The following is a 17,631-nucleotide window of genomic DNA, read 5'->3' on the forward strand; positions in this document are numbered from 1 at the left end:
GCTTCCCGAAAAGAATGGGCATAGGCTTTCCAAATGACAAGAACCTACAAAAAAGTCAGGTACTTACCTGAAAGTAAGGTACTGCAATGACACCCTATTCTGCCGCGACCGGCGTCGAGAACGTTCTGAAGATCCTGGAAGGGCGCTGGAAGCTCATCATCCTCTTCCACCTCTTCGGCGGCAAGGTGCTGCGCTTTTCGGATCTCGAACGCGCCATCCCCGCAATCTCGCAGAAGATGCTGATCCAGCAGCTGCGCCAGATGGAAAATGACGGCATCGTGCTGCGCATCGTCCACCATCAGGTGCCGCCCAAGGTGGAATATCGCCTGACCGATTGGGGCCAGGCCCTCTGCCCCGCCTTGGATGCCCTGTTGAAATGGGCAGCCCTGAAGGACAAGGACCTGACCGGCATGGTGTTCACTCCCGAGGAGACCATCGATGAGACTGTCTCACCCGGTCAAGCCGCAAGGTGAATGCCGCCGTCGCAGGTCAGGACATGACCGCTCATGAAACCATTCGAGACCAGAAATGCCACGGCCCTGGCGACGTCATCCGGCCGGCCGGTGCGGCCGACCGGTGTGCGCCCGGCAAAATCTTGAAAGACGGCCTGACGCTGCTCGGCAGGCAGGAAGTCCCACCACGGCGTATCGATCACACCGGGCGAAACACCATTCACGCGCAATGGCTTCAGCTCGGCTGCGAGCACCCGCACCATCGCCTCGATGCCGGCATTGACGGCAGCCAGACCAGCAGTCCCCGGCATGGCGGCCAGCGCGCTGACGGCGGAAACGAAAGTGATGCTGCCGTTCGGCTTCAGGAAAGGCAGAGCCGCTTGTGCTGTTGCCGCTTGAGGGATCAGCTTCGTCCGGAAGCCCGCCAGCAGATCGGCCATATCGAGCGTTGAGAAGGGGCCGGCTCCATGGCCGCTGCCAAGCGCCAGCACCAGGTGATCGAACGATCCGAGACCTTCGAAAGCCTGCCTCACCGCGGCGGGATCTCGGGCATCGATGGCAATCGTCGCGATCTCGCCGGAAAGATTGTCAGCCGACGCCTTGAGCTTTGTCTCGTCCCGTGCGGCGGAGGTGACGCGAAATCCCTGTTCCAGAAGCAGTTTGACCGTGGCGAGGCCGATACCCGAAGAGCCACCGATAACGACTGCATGCTGTAATGACATGAGAATACTCCCTTGAATGATCTGGCCCCCGACTTGCTTTGCCGGAGACGTTCTCATCTTGCGGAGCTCAAAAATCGCAAACAGGCCTAATTTTATCCTGGTATCGATACTGATATGATGGCCGCTATGGATCAGAAGCTGGATACGTTCGATGCCCGCCGCCGCGAGTTCGCGGCCTTCCTGCGCTCTCGCCGTGAACGCCTGCGGCCGACCGATGTCGGCCTGCCGGAAGGCTTCCGCCGCCGGACACCGGGGCTCAGGCGCGAAGAACTCGCCATGCTCGCAGGCGTCGGCACCACCTGGTACACCTGGCTTGAGCAAGGCCGCGACATCCATCCTTCCCCTCAGGTGCTGAATGCACTGGCGGACGCGCTTCGCCTTGATGAAGCAGAACGCCAGCATCTCATCACGCTGAATAGCCGCCAGTTGCCGCAACCGCTTTCGTCAGCACCCGAGGTGGTCGATGAACCGCTTCGCCGGATGCTTGATAATCTGGAACATCAGCCGGCTTATGTGCTCGGCCGACGCTGGGACGTGCTTGCCTGGAACCGCGCGGCAGACTTGCTGTTCGGCGGTTATGACCGGCTGGGGCCGGACGAGCGCAACACCATGCACCGGCTGTTTGCCGATGATTTCCATCGCAGCCTGCTGGTCGACTGGGAGGCCGTCGCCCGCGTCTCGCTCGCCATGTTCCGCGCCGACAGCGCCCGCTATGCCGGCGACCCGGATTTCGAGCGGCTCATCGCTCTGCTCCAGCAGGCGAGTCCGGAATTCCGCGCCTGGTGGCCACGCCATGAGGTCGTGGCTCCGCTCACCGGCGTGAAGCGCCTGAACCATCCGGTCAAGGGCCTGATGGCCTTCGAACACACAGGCCTTGCGCTGATGAGCCAGCCGGACATGAAGCTGATCGTCTACACGCCTCTCGACGAACACGACACGAACAGGAAACTCGCCGAGCTTCTCGCCTGATTATTGTCTGCCGCGGAAGTGACGCCATATCTTTCCCATCGCCGTCCTTCGAGGGGAAATTTATGGACCGCCTTCACAGACAATCCGTCGCCATTCTCGCCGCCATTTCGCTTTGCCTCGCGCCGTTGCAGGCTTTTGCCGCCTCGCCGGCACCTGTCGAAGCTGAGCATGGCATGGTCGTTACCGCCCAGCATCTGGCAACCGATGTCGGTGTCGACGTGCTGAAGAGCGGTGGCAATGCTGTCGATGCCGCGGTCGCAGTCGGTTATGCGCTGGCTGTCGTTTATCCGACAGCCGGCAACCTCGGCGGCGGCGGTTTCATGACGATCCGCCTGAAAGACGGACGGACGACCTTTCTCGATTTCCGCGAACGCGCGCCGCTCGCGGCAACCGAGACCATGTATCTCGACGCCAAGGGCGATATCGTTCCCCGCGCCAGCCTCGACGGCTATCTCGCCGTCGGCACACCGGGTTCGGTCATGGGATTCGAGACAGCCCGCGAGAAATACGGCACGAAGAAGCGCGAGGAACTGATCGCGCCAGCCCTGAAATATGCAGGGGAAGGCTTCACGCTGGAGCAAGGTGATACGGCAAGCTTTGCCAGCAGTGCCAAGCGGCTTGCCAAGGATGAAGAGGCCGCAAAAATCTTCCTGAAGGCCGGCGGCAGCCCCTATTCGCCCGGTGAAAAACTGGTGCAGCCGGATCTGGCCGCTGTCCTGCAATTGATCTCGGAAAAAGGCCCCGACGCCTTCTATACGGGCGCACCGGCCGATGCGATCGTCAAGGCGAGCCAGGCCAAGGGCGGCATTCTCGCCAAGGAGGATTTCGAGCAATACAGGGTGCGGGAACTGAAACCGATCGAATGCAATTACCGCGGCTATGACATCATTTCCTCGCCACCGCCCTCCTCCGGCGGCGTCATCATCTGCGAGATCCTGAACATCCTCGAAGGCTATCCGCTTTCCTATCTCGGCTATGGATCGGCCGAAGCCGTGCATATCATGGTCGAGGCCATGCGTTATGCCTATGTGGACCGCAACGCTGCGCTCGGCGATCCCGATTTTATCGACAACCCCGTCTCCAAGCTGCTGGACAAGAACTATGCCAAGGAGATCCGCGCCAAGATCGATCCCTACAGGGCCGGTACGTCGGCCAATCTGAAGCCGCTCGGCGGCAAGGAAAGCACGGAGACGACGCATTACTCTGTTATCGATGACGAGGGCAATGCCGTTGCCGTAACCTATACGCTGAACGGCTCCTTCGGCGCCGGTGTGGTCGCACCCGGCACCGGCGTGCTGCTCAACAACGAGATGGACGATTTCACCTCCAAGCCCGGCGTGCCGAATCTCTATGGCCTTGTGCAGGGCGAGGCCAATGCCATCGCACCGAAGAAGACGCCGCTGTCTTCCATGAGTCCAACGATCGTCACCAAGGACGGCAAGCCCTTCATGGTGATCGGCAGCCCCGGCGGCTCGCGCATCATCACGATCACACTGGAAACGATTCTCAACGTCGTCGATTTCGGCATGGACATCAGCCAGGCGGTCAACGCCCCGCGCATCCATCACCAATGGCAGCCGGACACCGTCTACCTGGAGCCCTTTGCGCTCTCTCCGGATACTGAAAAGGCGCTTGCCGAGATGGGTTACAAACTCGCGGGTGGCAATGGTGCTCCGGTCTGGGGACAGGCGGCTGGCATCCTCGTCGGAGGCAAAAGCCTTGCAGCCATCGAGAAGGGTGGTGGCGCCCGCTACAACGGCGCAATGGACAGCCGCGCGACCGAAGGCTCGGCCAACGGTTATTGACAGGCCGGGCTTCAGCGGATCCTGACGCGAACGAAATCGCCGTCGATCTCGACGCGCGGCATGGCGCCTGGCACGCTCGGCTGCCGGGCATCGACCCAGGAAGCTTTTGCCGTCACCCTGTAGTCTATCGGCACACTGTCTCCGAACCCGAGATAAGCATCGAGTGCGCGAGCACGGATCGATACTCTTTCGTCCGCTTCGACCCTGTCGAAATCGAGGGAAGCCCGCACGGCATCGGCACGGATATCGATGCCACTGGCATGGCCGTCAAAGGTCACGTCAGCCGCTTTTCCGGCAATGGCGAGATCGGAGAAATGGCCATCGAGCCTTGCCGTGAAGGCGCTCTGATCGATCCTGAGGGCCGCGCCGGCGGGCACATTGGCATTGACCTCGATCACGCAGTCGGACGGGTCCAGCCAGGACGATGCGGCAATATCGATATGCAGGACCGTGCCGTCGACACGCATGTTGCTGTTGTCACGGCAATCGGCGAAGTACCAGCTCGAATACCAGGATGAGAACCAGCCCTTGCGTCGCCCACTGAGTGATGCCCCATAAGGCTGGTCGCTTCGCGTGGTGATGTTGATCGAGCTGGCATCGCCGCTGATGGCGACGGCCCGTACGCCGGAAAGGTCGGGAATTGCAGTGGTCGACACCTTATCCGGCAATGCGGAAGCGGAGGCTGCCAGAAGCACCGGCATGACGAGAAGAATGGCCATCGGAAATCCGTTCATGATTGCGACCTCCTATCGAGGACACCGGCAGGATGGATTTTCAGGCCCATTTCGAGACCTCGATCACGATCCGGGTCGACCACGAACGCAATCGGGTTCATTCTGAGATCATTGTTGCTGTTCGGATATCACCGATGATCTTTGTTCCCCTGCCCTTCGTCGTGGCTCTTCTGCTTGCCATCCTGCTCATCCGCATGCTGCGGCAGGGAGATGGATCGCTCGCCGAAAAGCGACCTTTCCTGCTGCTGATCGGGTTCTATGTCCTCCAATCCGTGGTGATCGGCATCCGCTGGGGCTATGACATCATCGAGATCATGCCTCTTCAGTCGTTGATCGCGACAACGATCGCGGCTCTCGCCTGGGTCTGCTTCAAGGGGCTGGCGATGGAAGAGCAGCCCACCCTCTCCCGTTTCTGGCCGCACCTTCTGCCGACGGCCGCAATCATGGTTCTCATTGCCCTTTATCCTGAGCCGATCAGCCTCGCCATTATCCTGATCTTCCTCGGCTACGGTGCAGCACTGCTCTGGCTTGCCCGGCATGGCCCGGATGCGCTCGTCGCCTCCCGCCTTGACGGTGCAGTGCTTTCCTATCGTTCGCTGCAGATCACCGGCTTCGCCCTCATCGCTTCTGCCATCACCGACGTCATTATCAGCTTCGATTTCACCAAGACCGGTGGCATCCATGCAGGCGCCATCGTCGCGCTCGGGAATGTCATCGCGCTACTGATTCTCGGCACCGCCGCCTCGGTGGCGAGCAGCGGCAGTACAGTCGAAGCGACATCCGCGGAACCGCCCCCGCCGCCACCGGCAACGGAGGAAGACGCAGCGGTCGCCGCAGCCCTCGATGCGCTGATGCGCGCTCGTCAACTCTACCGCGATCCCGAACTCAATCTCAGCCGCATTGCCCGCAGGATGAACCTGCCCGCCCGGCGCGTCTCCACGGCCGTCAACCGCATCCACGGCATGAGCGTCTCACAATATGTGAACGACCTCCGCATCCGCGCCGCCTGCGAGCAGCTGATCGGCACCGATCACTCGATAACGCAGGTGATGTTCGACTCCGGCTTCATCAGCAAGTCCAACTTCAACCGCGAATTCGCGCGCATGAACGGCGAAAACCCCACACAGTTCAGAAAACGGCGTGTCCCGCGGGAATCGGGTGGCGCGGCGTCCAATGTCATATTCATGTCACCGTGACAAAGTCGCCGTTCACAAGCAAAGATGCGCGCTCTATGCATGAGCGGCATTAAGCAAAAAGAGATTCCCATGGCTTCCATTGAAATGATCGTTGCCGCCCGGGCTCGCCTGCGCGGTCATGCGCGGCGCACGCCGCTTCTCTCCTCCCCCTTTCTCGATGAAATCGCCGGCCGGCGGCTGCTCGTGAAGGCCGAATGCCTGCAGCATTCCGGCTCCTTCAAATTCCGCGGCGGCTGGTCTGCCGTCTCGGGCATCGATCCGGAACTGCGCAAAAAAGGCGTCATCGCCTTCTCCTCCGGCAACCATGCACAAGGTGTCGCCCTTGCCGCGCGCATGCACGGCATCCCCTCCGTCATCATCATGCCGAGCGACGCTCCGAAGCTGAAGATCGCCAATACGCGGGCCTTCGGCGCCGAAGGCGTGCTCTACGACCGCGCCAATGACGACCGCGACGAGATCGGCGCGAAGCTTTCGGCCGAACGCGGGTTGACGCTCATCAAGCCCTTCGATGAGCCTCTGGTCATTGCGGGCCAGGGCACCACCGGGCTGGAAATCGCCGAACAGGCAGAAGAGGAAGGCGTCAAGAATGCCGAAGTCCTCGTTCCCTGCGGCGGCGGCGGCCTGAGTTCGGGCATCGCCCTGGCACTGGAAGCAAGCGCACCGGGTTTTCGCGTCCGTCCCTGCGAGCCGGAAAACTTCGACGACACGACGCGCTCGCTTGCCTCGGGCAAGATCGAGCGCAATGCTTCACTCACGGGCTCGATCTGCGATGCGATCGTCACGCCGCAACCGGGCAACATCACCTTCCCGATCCTGAAACGCCTGGCGGGACAGGGCGTTGTCGTTACCGACGATGAAGCACTGCGCGCTGTCGCACTTGCCTTCAGCCGCCTCAAGATAGTCGTCGAGCCAGGCGGGGCCGTTGCCCTTGCCGCTGCACTCTTCCATGGCGACCAGTTGGACAGCGATACGGCAGTCGTTGTCACCTCAGGCGGCAACATCGACGCCGACGTGTTTACGACTGCGCTGGAGCGCTTCGGCTAAAGGCTGGCAACTTAACGACGAAGACCCTGATCGCGATCGGCGACGGCCTCGATCATGATCGGGGTCTCGCTCGCCTGAGAAACTGCGAAAACCTCGTCTCGCCGCCGTGTGGCGGTCTTCGTTCCGAGGTTTTCATGATACATCTTATCATCCTGCTGCTGTCGGCCTGCCTTCTTGCCGCCAACACTCCGGCACATACGGCTGACACTATCGGCCTTTCCTTTTTCTCGGTCCCTGTGCCCGGACGCGGCGGCGTCATGGACATCACGCTCTGGTATCCGGCGACGGCGGGTGGAACGCCTGTCCTGGTCGGTGACAGTCCGCTTTTCAAAGGCGAGGCCGCGCAACAGGGCGCACCTGCCGCCACCGGCAGCCATCCCTTGATCCTGCTTTCCCATGGCGGTCTGAAATCCGGTCCGTTCATCGGCGCCTGGATGGCATCGCGCCTCGTCTCGAAGGGCTTCGTCGTGGCAATGATGCGCCAGCCGGATCCGCAGACGATGACGAGCGAGGAGAGCCTCCACGAGATATGGCTGCGGCCCGCTGATCTCTCCGCGGCCCTGACAGCAATCGAGAAGGACAGCACGCTACCCGTAAAGATAGACCGCAACCGTATAGGCGTGCTGGGCTTCCTTGTCGGCGGGACATCCGCGCTATCAATTGCAGGTGGCCGCCTCGATCCGGAAAACTTCGCGCGCTCCTGCGAACCCGACGGCACAGGCGTCGACTGCGCCGAGTTCGCCAGCGCCGGTATCGATCTGCATTCCATCGACAGGCAGAAGCTCACCCGCTCTCATCTCGATCCGAGGGTGAAGGCGGCCGTCGTCATCGATCCTGAATTCGGCGCCAGCTTCGCGCCTGAAAGCCTCACGCGCATATCGATCCCCGTCCGGCTGATCAATCTCGGCAGCCGGGAAACCATCTGGCCAGGGCTGCGCGCATCTGGCTTGAAGGACGCAATACCGAACGCACGTTACGATCTCCTGACGGACGCTTCGCAATACAGCGCCTTCAGCGAATGCAAACCGTCAGGCGCCGCCATCCTTCGCAAGGAAGGTGAAGAGCCTCTTTGCGACGATCCCAAGGAAACAAGCCGGACGGCTATCCATGATCGCCTTGCGGAGATAGTAGCAGCGGCCTTCAGTACGAACCTTCCCCAATAGAGAGCATCGTCCGCAGCGACCTGCCGCGGACGATGCCGTTCTCGATCGATCGTCTTCAGGCGACCTTGTAGCGCGGAGCCGGCGCCGAGCGAGACAAGTTCGGCATCAGCGCCTGGCGCGCCTGTTCATAAGCGGCGAGGAGGCCGGCATCTTCGAGCGCCGGGATCGTCGCAAATTCACCCTCGGCAAGACCTGCCAGCGAAGCGTCGACCATGTTTTCAGCTGACATGACGATCTCGCCCGGCAGATGCTCGACCGGCGTGCCGGCAACGCCCCAGAACTCCGTGGCTGTAGCGCCTGGCAACACGACCTGGACGCGGATATTCTTGTCGGCAAGCTCATGCTTCAGCGACTGGCTGAAGGCGAGCACAAAAGCCTTCGTACCACCATAGACGCCGTTCAGGATCTCAGGCGCAATCGCCACGATCGAGGCGATATTGATGATGGTGCCGCCGCCACGGGTAACGAGACCAGGAACCGCCGCATAGGTGAGCCGCATCACTGCTGTCACGTTGATATCGATCATCTCCTGCATCTTGTCGACGTCAGAGGCGAGCAGCGGCGCGGTTCCGCCGAAGCCGGCATTGTTGACCAGCATCGTGATGCTCTGGTCTTCCTTCAGTATCTTCTCGACCTTGGCAAGATCGTCCTTCTTGCCAAGATCAGCGGAAAGCGTCTCGACCGTGCGGCCGGTTTCATCGCTCAGCCGGCTCGCCAGCGCCTTCAGCCGCTCGCCGTTGCGGGCGACGAGGATGAGGTTGTACCCCTGGCTTGCCAGCCGGTGCGCATAGATCGCGCCGATGCCCGAAGATGCACCCGTTACCAGCGCCGTACCCTTGTATTCCCTAACCATGATCGTTTCTCCGTTTCATTCGCCGGCCTGATTGCCTTGCGCTTGAGCAGAGTTTTACGCCAGATTGCCGACGTCCTGAATGTCATATATACCACCTTTTAGGACATCTTCTTCAGGACATGACACCATGCAGCAAATCGGTTTCCTGCTCTTTCCCGGCTTCCAGATCATGAGCCTCGCTGCCGTTTCGGCCTTCGAATTCGCCAACCTGGAGCTCGGCGAGAAGGCCTACGACATTCATTATCTCTCCGAGACCGGCGGCCCGATCGCCAATTCGCTTGGCATGATCATCGAAACGGAGGCCTTCGGCGATCCTGGCTTCGACACGCTGATCGTCGCCGGCGCACCTGACATCAAGTTGCCCAATGAGGCCGAGGCGAACTTCATCCGTGCGGCCCTTCCCGCGACCCGCCGCCTTGCCTCGATCTGCACGGGTGCCTTCCTGCTTGCCGATGCCGGTGTTCTTGATGGCCGTCGCGCCACCACCCACTGGTATCTCGCCCGCGAACTGCAAAGCCGCTATCCGCAGATCAGGATGGAAGAGGACCGCATCTACATCATCGATGGTTCCGTCTGGACCTCGGCAGGCATGACGGCTGGTGTCGATCTGGCGCTGGCGATGGTTGAGAAGGATCATGGGTTGGAGATTGCTCGAGCTGTTGCCCGCAAGCTCGTCGTCTATCATCGCCGCGCCGGCGGCCAGTCGCAGTTTTCCACGCTTCTGGAACTGGAGCCGAAATCCGACCGCATCCAGAAGGCGCTGGCGCACGCGCGCAGCAATCTGAAATCCATGCTCTCGGTCGAAGAACTGGCAGAAGCCGCACATCTGAGTCCCCGCCAGTTCAGCCGTGCCTTCCGCACCGAAACGGGTCAGTCGCCGGCAAAGGCCGTCGAGAACCTGCGCCTGGAAGCGGCTCGCCTGATGATGGAACAGGGCCGTCATCCAATCGATATCGTCGCCCGCGAAACCGGCTTTGCCGATCGCGAGCGTATGCGCCGCGCCTTCCTGCGCGCCTTCGGCCAGCCGCCGCAGGCAATTCGTCGGGCGGCCCAGCAGGAACTGCAGGCGTGATGTGACAGGCAAAGCCGAATGCACCCTCTCTGGTCGCGGCGGAGGTGGAGGGGGTGGATGGGGTTCGGTGCATTTTTCCAAGAGTAGCCGTAAGCGCCGCTATACAGCCACGTTGAGTACCGACATAAGTGGCTTCCGGCAGGTTTGATCAAATAACCCCATCCACACCCTCCACTCGATTCAAATCAATATATATCAATTACTTGAGCTGGAGGGGTAACCCCGTCCACACCCTCCATTTGAACGTGAACCCCCTCCACCGAGAGCATTGAGCGTCCATTTCGGAGACACAAAGGGCGCTCTCTTCTTCAATCCGGGCATCTTGTGGAGGAGGTTACCTGAAGTGGAGGGGGTTCGATACGAAACAACCCCCTCCACATCAATCATGCCGCGCAAAAGCGTGCAGCTGTTTTGCGATACGCCTCAACCTTGCTGAAGCGCCCTGCGGATGGCGATTTCGACAGGCGAGTAGGCACCATCCTCACGCGCAAGCTTTAGCGGCTCGGAAGGCGCGAGGCCCGGCTGCGCCATGAAGCGCGGTTCCTTGCCCCGATGCATCTGTGCTGCATGGATGAGGAACGGATGGCACAGATAGACCGTACCCGCCTGCCCCGTCGCCAGAGCAAGCGGCCTGTCCTCGCCGACATGCTCCAGCCAAAGATGCGCCATGCCAGCCTCACCGGCCGGCTCCAGAAGCCTTGCGATGTCCTTGTGCGACCCGACCCGGATACGCGTCGGCGCGTCTTCTTCGCCGACATCCGAGAACAGGAAGAGCATCAGGAGCGCCCGTCCGCGTGAGTTGATATTCACCCGCCAGGCGGAAAAATCCCGCTGCTCGCCCGGGTTTCCATCCGCTCCCGGAAAGCTCAGATCCACATGCCAGCCGGCATCGCCGGGATCGTCAGGATGCGGAAAGCGGACCGGGAAGCTGCCAAGACCGCTGCGCGGCTCCCAGCGTCCCTTGCCCACGAGCTGATCGAAAGCCGAATGCAGCAGGGGCGTGTTGACTGCCGTCTCGAACGGTCCGCCGCCGTAGCCGGCAAGCCGGACGACCGGCTGCACCCAGCTTTTCGGATCGTCGGGATCAAAAGGGATATCCCGCCACATGATGGCGCGGGCCTCCTCGGCCACGTTGCGGGGAAAAGCATCATCGACGCGTACGAAGCCGTCTTCGATGAATTGCTCGATCTGCGCGGCGCTGAGCGCCGGCGGGTAAACGGTAGATGTCATGAAATATCTCTCTATCGCCAAACCCTGCCGGCATCATCCATTCGCCTGACGCAGGGTGGTTACAGTCCACGGTAACGCACCAGCCAACCGGCTGGTTAAGCGGCCGCATCTTCCTTTGCCCGAAGGCAGAGCCTTAGAGGCTCAAGAAGAAGACCGTGGCGATGTTGAGAGCGATCATTTTCATAGTGGGGAGAAGCTATTGGTTTCCGCCCGGAGGGTCAACACCTCACCCGAACCTTCGCAGCGCCTTCCCCTGATCGGATGGAATGGAAACATACCGCACCGCCTCATGCACCGACTGCAGCACCAGTTCCGCCAGCCGCCTCGTTGCAGCATCCGGCTCCGCGTCCGCTCGATGCAAGACCAGCCCCAGGTCAGGCAGTTCCGGCAGGCCGGCTTCCCCTGGCGCCAGCATCCGCACCTTGGCAGGCAGCCCGATAGGCGTACGCACCGTAATACCCAGCCCTGCAGCGGTTGCCGCCCAGAGGCCGCCGAGGCTTGGACTGACGAAGGACAGCCGCCAGGAGATACCGGCCTCATCCAGCACTTTCGTCGCGGCGTTCCTGAGCAGGCAGGGCGCCTCGAGCGAAGCCAGCGGCATCGGCTCGCCGCTTCCAGCCGCCCATGCCGGCATCCCGCTCGCCGGACCGATCCACCGCATCGGCACATCGGCGATATGCTCGCAATGCGCGGTCAAGGTGCTGACGCTCCAGGCGAGCGCCAGATCGAGCTTGCCCGTCGTCACGCGTTCCAGAAGCTCGGCATTGCGCACCACCCGCGCCTCGATACGCACCTTCGGATGCGCCCGCGCAAAACGCCCAAGCACCTCGGGCAGCAGGTTCTCGCCGAAATCCTCCTGCAGGCCGAGCCGCACCCAGCCCTCCAGCTCGACGCTCTGCACCGCCGCGACCGCTTCGTCATTCAGATCGAGCAACCGCCGGGCATAGGCAAGCATTGTCTCACCGGCTTCCGTCAGCGCCAATCTACGTCCCGATTTGCGGAAGATCGGCGTACCGGCCTGCTCCTCCAGCCTTTTGAGCTGTGCACTGACGGCGGATGTCGACCGTCCCAGCCGATCCGCCGCCTTGGCGAAATTGCCGACATCCATGCCGGTCGCAAACGTTCTCAGCAGATCCAGATCGAACGTAACCCGCCTCATCCAACAATCCCATTTTAAAGGACAATAAGTCCATAAAATTCTGATTTTCTGTATTATCGTGGCGTGGCATGCTTCTCCTGTCAAGACACACAACAAGGAGGCATCCAATGCCGTTTGCTCGCATCTCCCTTCTGAAGGGCAAGTCGCCGGATTATCTGCGCGCCCTTTCGGACAACATCCACAAAGCCATGGTGGAGACCTTCAACGTGCCACCTGCCGACCGCTTCCAGATCATCCACCAGCACGAGCCGGGCGAATTGATCTTCGACCGGAATTACCTCGCCGGCCCGCGCTCGGATGATTTCGTGCTGATCGCGATCACGGCTGGCAAGCCGCGGACGACCGAAATGCGCAAGGCTTTCTTCCGCCGAACCGTCGAACTGCTGCAGCAATCGTCTGGCCTGCGCCCGGAAGATGTGATGATCGTCATCTCGACCAGCGAACCGGACGAATGGTCCTTTGGCGACGGCCTAGCGCAGATGGCCGAGCCCGGCTGGGAAGCCCGCGCCATGGGAGTTCCATCATGAGCGAGGCCAACCCGAAGACGATGACCATCTGCCGCCCCGGCAATGCCACCCGCGCTCCGGAAGGTATTTCGAATGCGCCCTTCTGGGTCGAAATGCTGCTCGACAGTCGGATCGATGGCGAAAACACCGCCATGCGCGCAACCCTGGATCCTGGCACCGTCACCCACTGGCATACGCATCCGCGCGGCCAGTTTCTTTATGTCCTCTCCGGCGTCGGTCTCGTGCAGCGGGAGGGTGAACCAGTCGAGGAAGTCAGAACCGGTGATGCAATATGGTTCGCTCCGGACGAGCTTCACTGGCACGGGGCAACAGCCGAGAGTCCCTTCAGCTACTTGAGCATCCAGGGCTTCGAGAAGGGACGCTTTGTCGATTGGCGGAACGTGGAGGAACCTCAGCGATGATGGCAATGCAATATTCCGTCACCCTGGCCGCCGACTACGACATGGAGATCATCGACCGCCGCATCCGCGACAAGGGGCCGGCGATGGACGGCTTCCCGCAGCTTGGTTTCAAGGCGTTTCTAAGCGCTCGCCATGGTGAGTTCGGCAGCGGTGAAAACCTCTATGCGCCCTTCTATCTCTGGGATCAGCCGGAAGGCGCCTGCGACTTCATCTGCGGCCCCGGCTTTGCTGCGCTGACTGGCGCCTTCGGCCGGCCGAGCATTCGCCACTGGATCGTCTGGAGTGCGCAGGTCTCGTCCGACCTCGGCAATGCCCGCTTCGCCGACAGCGAATATCGCGCCATCGAGCCGCATGCCCAACTGCCCGACCTGCGACAGCAGGAGGTTGACCTGGCAAAGCAGGAAGCCGGCGGCAAACATGTGCTCGCCCGCATCGCCGCCTTCGATCCACATGACTGGACGATGGTGCGTTTCGGTCTCTATGCAAAGGCGCCTCCCGCCTCAGGCACTAATCAGATCTATCGCGTCGGCCACCTCTCCCGCGGCCGAAGCGCATAAAGCGAAATCGAAAAACAAAAAGCGCCCCTCTTTCGAGGAGCGCTTCGCATTTTCTAGCTTGAAAACGATCAGATGCCGCTCTGGCCGTCGGAGCCGATATAGGCGATGCGCAGCATATTGGTCGCGCCCGGTGTGCCGAGCGGCACGCCGGCGGAGATGATGATGCGATCGCCCGGCTTGCCGAAGCCTTCCGCAGCAACGATGCGGCAGGCGCGGTTGACCATGTCGTCGAGGTCGGTTGCGTCATGCGTGACGACGCAATGCATGCCCCAGACGACGGACAGGCGGCGCGCCGTCTTAATGATCGGCGACAGAGCGATGATCGGCACCTGAGGACGCTCGCGCGAAGCGCGCAGGCCGGTCGTGCCCGAAGAGGTGTAGCAAACGATGGCCGACAGCTTCAGCGTCTCGGCGATCTGACGGGCGGCAAGCGAGATAGCATCCGCACCGGTTGCTTCCGGCTGGGCGCGCTGCGCGTAGATGATGCCGGGATAGTGCGGATCCTTCTCCACCGTGCTCGCAATCGAGGCCATCATCGAGACGGCTTCGACCGGATAGGCGCCGGATGCGGATTCAGCCGACAGCATGATCGCATCCGCGCCTTCGAAGACGGCGATGGAAACGTCAGACACTTCGGCGCGGGTCGGAACCGGCGAAGAAATCATCGATTCCAGCATCTGCGTGGCGACGATGACAGGCTTGCCCGAACGGCGGCAGGAGCGGATAAGCTGCTTTTGAATGCCAGGAACAGCTTCGAGCGGCATTTCGACACCGAGGTCACCGCGGGCCACCATCAGCGCGTCGGAAAGCTCGATGATTTCTTCGATGCGTTCCAGAGCCTGCGGCTTCTCGATCTTCGACATCAGGCCGACGCGGCCACGGGCGATCTTGCGCACTTCGGCGAGGTCATCGGGGCGCTGGACGAAAGAGAGCGCCACCCAGTCGACGTCGTCGGTCGCAAGAACCGCGTCGAGGTCGGCACGATCCTTATCGGTCAGCGCACCGACGCCGAGCAACGTGTCGGGCAGGCTGACACCTTTGCGGTCGGAAATGCTGGTACCGGCGATAACGGTCGTGACAATGGTCTTGCCATCGCACTTTTCAGCGCGCAGCGCCAGCTTGCCGTCATCGATCAGCAGGCGGTGACCCGGCCGAACGGCCTCGAGAATTTCAGGATGCGGCAGGAAAACGCGCGTATTGTCGCCGGGGGTATCGTTGCTGTCGAGCGTGAAGGTCTGGCCGGGCTTCAGCTCCACCTTCACATTGGCGAATTTGCCGACGCGCAGCTTCGGACCCTGAAGGTCCGCCAGAATGCCGATCGGCCGGCCAGACCGGGCTTCGACAGCGCGAATGCGCTGCACGAGCATACGCATCACATCATGGCTCGCATGGCTCATGTTGATGCGGAAAATATCCGCACCCGCCTGGTGCAGCTTCTCGATCATCGATTCCTCGGAGGAGGCCGGGCCGAGGGTGGCGAGGATTTTAACTTTGCGGTTACGCTTCATCAATTCTGGCTTTCTTGCGTCCCTGGGGTGTCGGAGAGTTGAACCATCCAGCTACCCTGGCGGCCCGTATCGTATTCCTTGAATCCCATCTTTTGATAACCCCGGGCATAGCAGTCCTGCACGCCCGCGATCTTGAATTCATTTTCCGCCACGCACATCTGCACGTCACCCGTCCATCGGCCTCCCCGGGCGGCATCTTCTGCGTAGAGGTAATAATAACGCGACTGTAATTCCCCCTCGATCAGCGTGGCGCAGGTCGTTGCCGGCACCTGCCACCAACCCTCGGTGACCCAGCCCTCCTTCGCGCGATATCCGATTGCAACGCCAACCAGATTTTGCGTACCATTGCATACACGGAAATCCGCGCGCGCGGCATCGGCGATGAAGAACGGCGAAACGGCTGCAAGAGCGAACAATGCGAGACGGACCAGCGGCCCGGACCGCGTGAGGAAACTTGGCGCGGCTTGGATCAACACGGCTCCCAAATAGCTCCACGGTTATTCGTTGTCCGTGTCTTCTTGCGCCGCCGTCAAGCGAAAGTCAACGCGATGCTAATCGATTATATTTCCTTTCATAACCGTCCGCTGAGCGCATCTCGTCGCGCTGGCCCTGCCCATCGCGCTTGAACCGGCCGAACGCGCATGCAATCACTGGCCAAAGACGCGAAATGACAATCGGCAATTTCCTGATGGACCACTTCCAATCCTTCGAAATCCTACCCGGCCAACATGACAAAGGCATGGTGATCCTCGGCGATCATGCCATGAACCGCCTGCCCGAACGATATGGCCGGCTCGGCCTGCCGGAAAGCGCCTTTCTCAGGCATATTGCTTACGACATCGGCATCGAGGGCCTGACCCGCCGGCTTTGTGCGCAACTGGGCGTACCCGGTGTGCTCGGCGGTTTTTCGCGCCTGCTGATCGACCCCAACAGAGGTGAGGACGATCCGACCCTGATCATGAAGATATCTGATGGCGCCATTATCCCCGGAAACCATCCGATTACTGAGGAGGAATGGAACTACCGGATCGAGGCCTTTCACAGACCCTATCACAATGCCGTGTCGGAGACGATCGACAGGGTGGCGAATGCGACCGGCAAAGCGCCGCTGGTGCTCTCCCTCCACTCCTTCACGCCCGCCTGGAAGGGCATTCCCCGTCCCTGGCATGCCGCAGTGCTTTGGGATAGCGACGACCGCGCCGTCGGTCCATTGCTTGAAAAACTGCGTGCCGATCCCGATCTCCTCGTCGGTGACAACGAACCCTATGACGGTGCGCTGAAGGGTGACACCATGTACCGCCATTGCATGATCACGGGCATCCCGCACGCGCTTCTGGAAGTACGCCAAGACCTCATCAGCGATGAGGCCGGTATCGAGGAATGGGCGGTGCGTCTGGCTCCAATCTTTGCGGAGATGAACGCCGATCCAGCCCTTCATGCATACAGCGTGCACACTTCACGCACCGGCCTCTATTGAGTAAAAGGACCTGGCCCATGACCACGCTCAGCAAGGAACAGAAGACGGAATTCGAGGCTGCCGCCTTCCGCCGGCTGATCACGCATCTTCGCGAACGAACCGACGTGCAGAACATCGATCTGATGAATCTTGCCGGCTTCTGCCGCAACTGCCTATCCAACTGGTACCGCGAGGCTGCGGAAGCCGAAGGCATCGCCGTCACGAAGGACGAATCGCGCGAGATCGTCTACGGGATGCCCTACGAGGACTGGAAGAACCTTCATCAGACGGAAGCATCGCCTGTGCAAAAGGCAGCTTTTGAGGTGAACAACCCGCATAAATAGGCCACGCGGTCTCAAATCGCCTTGACGCTGGCTGCACTTCGCGGCAGTCACTGGCAACCGAATGCATATCCCGAAATCAGGAGAACACGATGTCTGATGCACATGGCGTCGCCCGCGATCAGCTCCGCGCTTTTGTCGAGCGTATTGAACGCCTGGAAGAAGAAAAGAAGACAATCGCGGACGACATCAAGGACGTCTATGGCGAAGCCAAGGGCATGGGCTTCGACACCAAGATCCTCAAGAAGGTCGTTGCCCTTCGCAAGAAGGACGAGCAGGAACGCATGGAAGAAGATGCGATCCTCGACACCTACCTGCACGCCCTCGGCATGATCGAATCCCCGCCGGAAGGCTGAGGATCAGTCATCTGCTTTTCCAGAGAGCCGCCGCTTTGGTGGCTTTTCTTTTGGTCTCATCAAAATATCGGCGCCGATTTTCGCCT

The 17,631-nt window shown here is 61.1% G+C and carries 21 protein-coding genes; 13 read left to right on the forward strand and 8 right to left on the reverse strand.

Annotated features, from left to right (window positions below):
• Nucleotides 1–86 precede the first annotated feature (86 nt).
• Nucleotides 87–473, forward strand: a complete 387-nt coding sequence (locus FHT82_RS24230; protein WP_183735233.1) for a helix-turn-helix domain-containing protein — start codon at nt 87–89, stop codon at nt 471–473.
• Here FHT82_RS24230 and FHT82_RS24235 read toward each other — a convergent pair.
• Nucleotides 458–1,174, reverse strand: a complete 717-nt coding sequence (locus FHT82_RS24235; protein ID WP_183735234.1) for an SDR family oxidoreductase — start codon at nt 1,172–1,174, stop codon at nt 458–460. The two genes, FHT82_RS24230 and FHT82_RS24235, sit on opposite strands and share 16 nt — an antisense overlap.
• 114 nt (nt 1,175–1,288) lie before the next feature.
• On the opposite strand from FHT82_RS24235, the gene FHT82_RS24240 reads away from it, so the two are divergent.
• Nucleotides 1,289–2,143 carry a helix-turn-helix transcriptional regulator gene (locus FHT82_RS24240; protein WP_183735235.1) on the forward strand — a complete coding sequence of 285 codons (855 nt, stop codon included), beginning with the start codon at nt 1,289–1,291 and terminating at the stop codon, nt 2,141–2,143.
• 62 nt (nt 2,144–2,205) lie between these two features.
• Nucleotides 2,206–3,948, forward strand: coding sequence for a gamma-glutamyltransferase (ggt, locus tag FHT82_RS24245; protein WP_183735236.1), 1,743 nt, complete (start codon nt 2,206–2,208; stop codon nt 3,946–3,948).
• 11 nt (nt 3,949–3,959) lie between these two features.
• Here the strand turns inward: ggt and FHT82_RS24250 are convergent, their stop codons facing one another.
• Complete coding sequence (locus FHT82_RS24250) at nt 3,960–4,682, reverse strand: hypothetical protein (protein WP_246698220.1); 723 nt, start codon at nt 4,680–4,682, stop codon at nt 3,960–3,962.
• Nucleotides 4,683–4,816: 134 nt separating this feature from the next.
• Between FHT82_RS24250 and FHT82_RS24255 the strand changes: the two genes are divergently transcribed.
• Entirely contained in the window at nt 4,817–5,878 is a 1,062-nt protein-coding gene (locus FHT82_RS24255) for a helix-turn-helix domain-containing protein (protein WP_183735237.1), read from the forward strand.
• Between the two features lie 69 nt (nt 5,879–5,947).
• Nucleotides 5,948–6,922, forward strand: a complete 975-nt coding sequence (locus FHT82_RS24260) for a threonine/serine dehydratase (protein WP_183735238.1) — start codon at nt 5,948–5,950, stop codon at nt 6,920–6,922.
• Between the two features lie 11 nt (nt 6,923–6,933).
• On the opposite strand, the gene FHT82_RS30575 is transcribed toward FHT82_RS24260, so the two are convergent.
• Complete coding sequence (locus FHT82_RS30575; RefSeq protein ID WP_281401263.1) at nt 6,934–7,065, reverse strand: hypothetical protein; 132 nt, start codon at nt 7,063–7,065, stop codon at nt 6,934–6,936.
• On the opposite strand from FHT82_RS30575, the gene FHT82_RS24265 reads away from it, so the two are divergent.
• On the forward strand, nt 7,057–8,085 hold the full coding sequence (locus FHT82_RS24265; RefSeq protein ID WP_183735239.1) for a dienelactone hydrolase: 1,029 nt from the start codon (nt 7,057–7,059) through the stop codon (nt 8,083–8,085). The two genes, FHT82_RS30575 and FHT82_RS24265, sit on opposite strands and share 9 nt — an antisense overlap.
• A gap of 55 nt (nt 8,086–8,140) precedes the next feature.
• On the opposite strand, the gene FHT82_RS24270 is transcribed toward FHT82_RS24265, so the two are convergent.
• Entirely contained in the window at nt 8,141–8,938 is a 798-nt protein-coding gene (locus tag FHT82_RS24270; RefSeq protein WP_183735240.1) for an SDR family oxidoreductase, read from the reverse strand.
• A 127-nt stretch (nt 8,939–9,065) separates the two neighbouring features.
• Here FHT82_RS24270 and FHT82_RS24275 point away from each other — a divergent pair, with 127 nt between their 5' ends.
• Nucleotides 9,066–10,010 (forward strand): GlxA family transcriptional regulator, encoded by a 945-nt coding sequence (locus FHT82_RS24275; RefSeq protein ID WP_183735241.1) that lies wholly within the window; start codon nt 9,066–9,068, stop codon nt 10,008–10,010.
• Between the two features lie 423 nt (nt 10,011–10,433).
• On the opposite strand, the gene FHT82_RS24280 is transcribed toward FHT82_RS24275, so the two are convergent.
• Together FHT82_RS24280 and FHT82_RS24285 are read right to left on the reverse strand one after the other, a co-directional pair.
• Nucleotides 10,434–11,240 (reverse strand): phytanoyl-CoA dioxygenase family protein, encoded by an 807-nt coding sequence (locus FHT82_RS24280; protein ID WP_183735242.1) that lies wholly within the window; start codon nt 11,238–11,240, stop codon nt 10,434–10,436.
• Nucleotides 11,241–11,466: 226 nt separating this feature from the next.
• Entirely contained in the window at nt 11,467–12,399 is a 933-nt protein-coding gene (locus tag FHT82_RS24285) for a LysR substrate-binding domain-containing protein (protein ID WP_183735243.1), read from the reverse strand.
• A gap of 107 nt (nt 12,400–12,506) precedes the next feature.
• On the opposite strand from FHT82_RS24285, the gene FHT82_RS24290 reads away from it, so the two are divergent.
• Genes FHT82_RS24290 through FHT82_RS24300 form a run of 3 tightly spaced genes read left to right on the forward strand, consistent with a single transcriptional unit; the run spans nt 12,507 to nt 13,884 of the window.
• Complete coding sequence (locus tag FHT82_RS24290; protein WP_183735244.1) at nt 12,507–12,926, forward strand: tautomerase family protein; 420 nt, start codon at nt 12,507–12,509, stop codon at nt 12,924–12,926.
• Nucleotides 12,923–13,327, forward strand: a complete 405-nt coding sequence (locus tag FHT82_RS24295) for a cupin domain-containing protein (RefSeq protein ID WP_183735245.1) — start codon at nt 12,923–12,925, stop codon at nt 13,325–13,327. Before FHT82_RS24290 ends, FHT82_RS24295 begins: the two co-directional genes overlap by 4 nt.
• Nucleotides 13,324–13,884, forward strand: a complete 561-nt coding sequence (locus FHT82_RS24300) for a DUF4865 family protein (protein WP_183735246.1) — start codon at nt 13,324–13,326, stop codon at nt 13,882–13,884. Before FHT82_RS24295 ends, FHT82_RS24300 begins: the two co-directional genes overlap by 4 nt.
• Nucleotides 13,885–13,952: 68 nt before the next feature.
• Here FHT82_RS24300 and pyk read toward each other — a convergent pair whose 3' ends face one another.
• Together pyk and FHT82_RS24310 are read right to left on the reverse strand one after the other, a co-directional pair.
• On the reverse strand, nt 13,953–15,392 hold the full coding sequence (pyk, locus tag FHT82_RS24305; protein WP_183735247.1) for a pyruvate kinase: 1,440 nt from the start codon (nt 15,390–15,392) through the stop codon (nt 13,953–13,955).
• Nucleotides 15,392–15,877, reverse strand: coding sequence for a DUF1036 domain-containing protein (locus FHT82_RS24310; RefSeq protein ID WP_183735248.1), 486 nt, complete (start codon nt 15,875–15,877; stop codon nt 15,392–15,394). The genes pyk and FHT82_RS24310 overlap by 1 nt, the downstream gene beginning before the upstream one ends.
• 203 nt (nt 15,878–16,080) lie before the next feature.
• Between FHT82_RS24310 and FHT82_RS24315 the strand changes: the two genes are divergently transcribed.
• The 3 genes from FHT82_RS24315 (at nt 16,081) to FHT82_RS24325 (ending at nt 17,545) form a co-directional block, all read left to right on the forward strand.
• The gene (locus tag FHT82_RS24315; protein ID WP_183735464.1) at nt 16,081–16,869 is read left to right on the forward strand and encodes an N-formylglutamate amidohydrolase; all 789 of its coding nucleotides are present in this window, start codon (nt 16,081–16,083) and stop codon (nt 16,867–16,869) included.
• A 17-nt stretch (nt 16,870–16,886) separates the two neighbouring features.
• Nucleotides 16,887–17,192: a DUF1244 domain-containing protein gene (locus FHT82_RS24320; protein ID WP_183735249.1), complete on the forward strand. Its 306-nt coding sequence runs from the start codon at nt 16,887–16,889 to the stop codon at nt 17,190–17,192.
• Between the two features lie 89 nt (nt 17,193–17,281).
• Nucleotides 17,282–17,545, forward strand: coding sequence for a DUF2312 domain-containing protein (locus FHT82_RS24325; RefSeq protein WP_007822869.1), 264 nt, complete (start codon nt 17,282–17,284; stop codon nt 17,543–17,545).
• Nucleotides 17,546–17,631 lie beyond the last annotated feature (86 nt).

Origin of the sequence: Rhizobium sp. BK275 (genome assembly GCF_014193555.1) — a bacterium.
Taxonomy (GTDB): domain Bacteria; phylum Pseudomonadota; class Alphaproteobacteria; order Rhizobiales; family Rhizobiaceae; genus Rhizobium.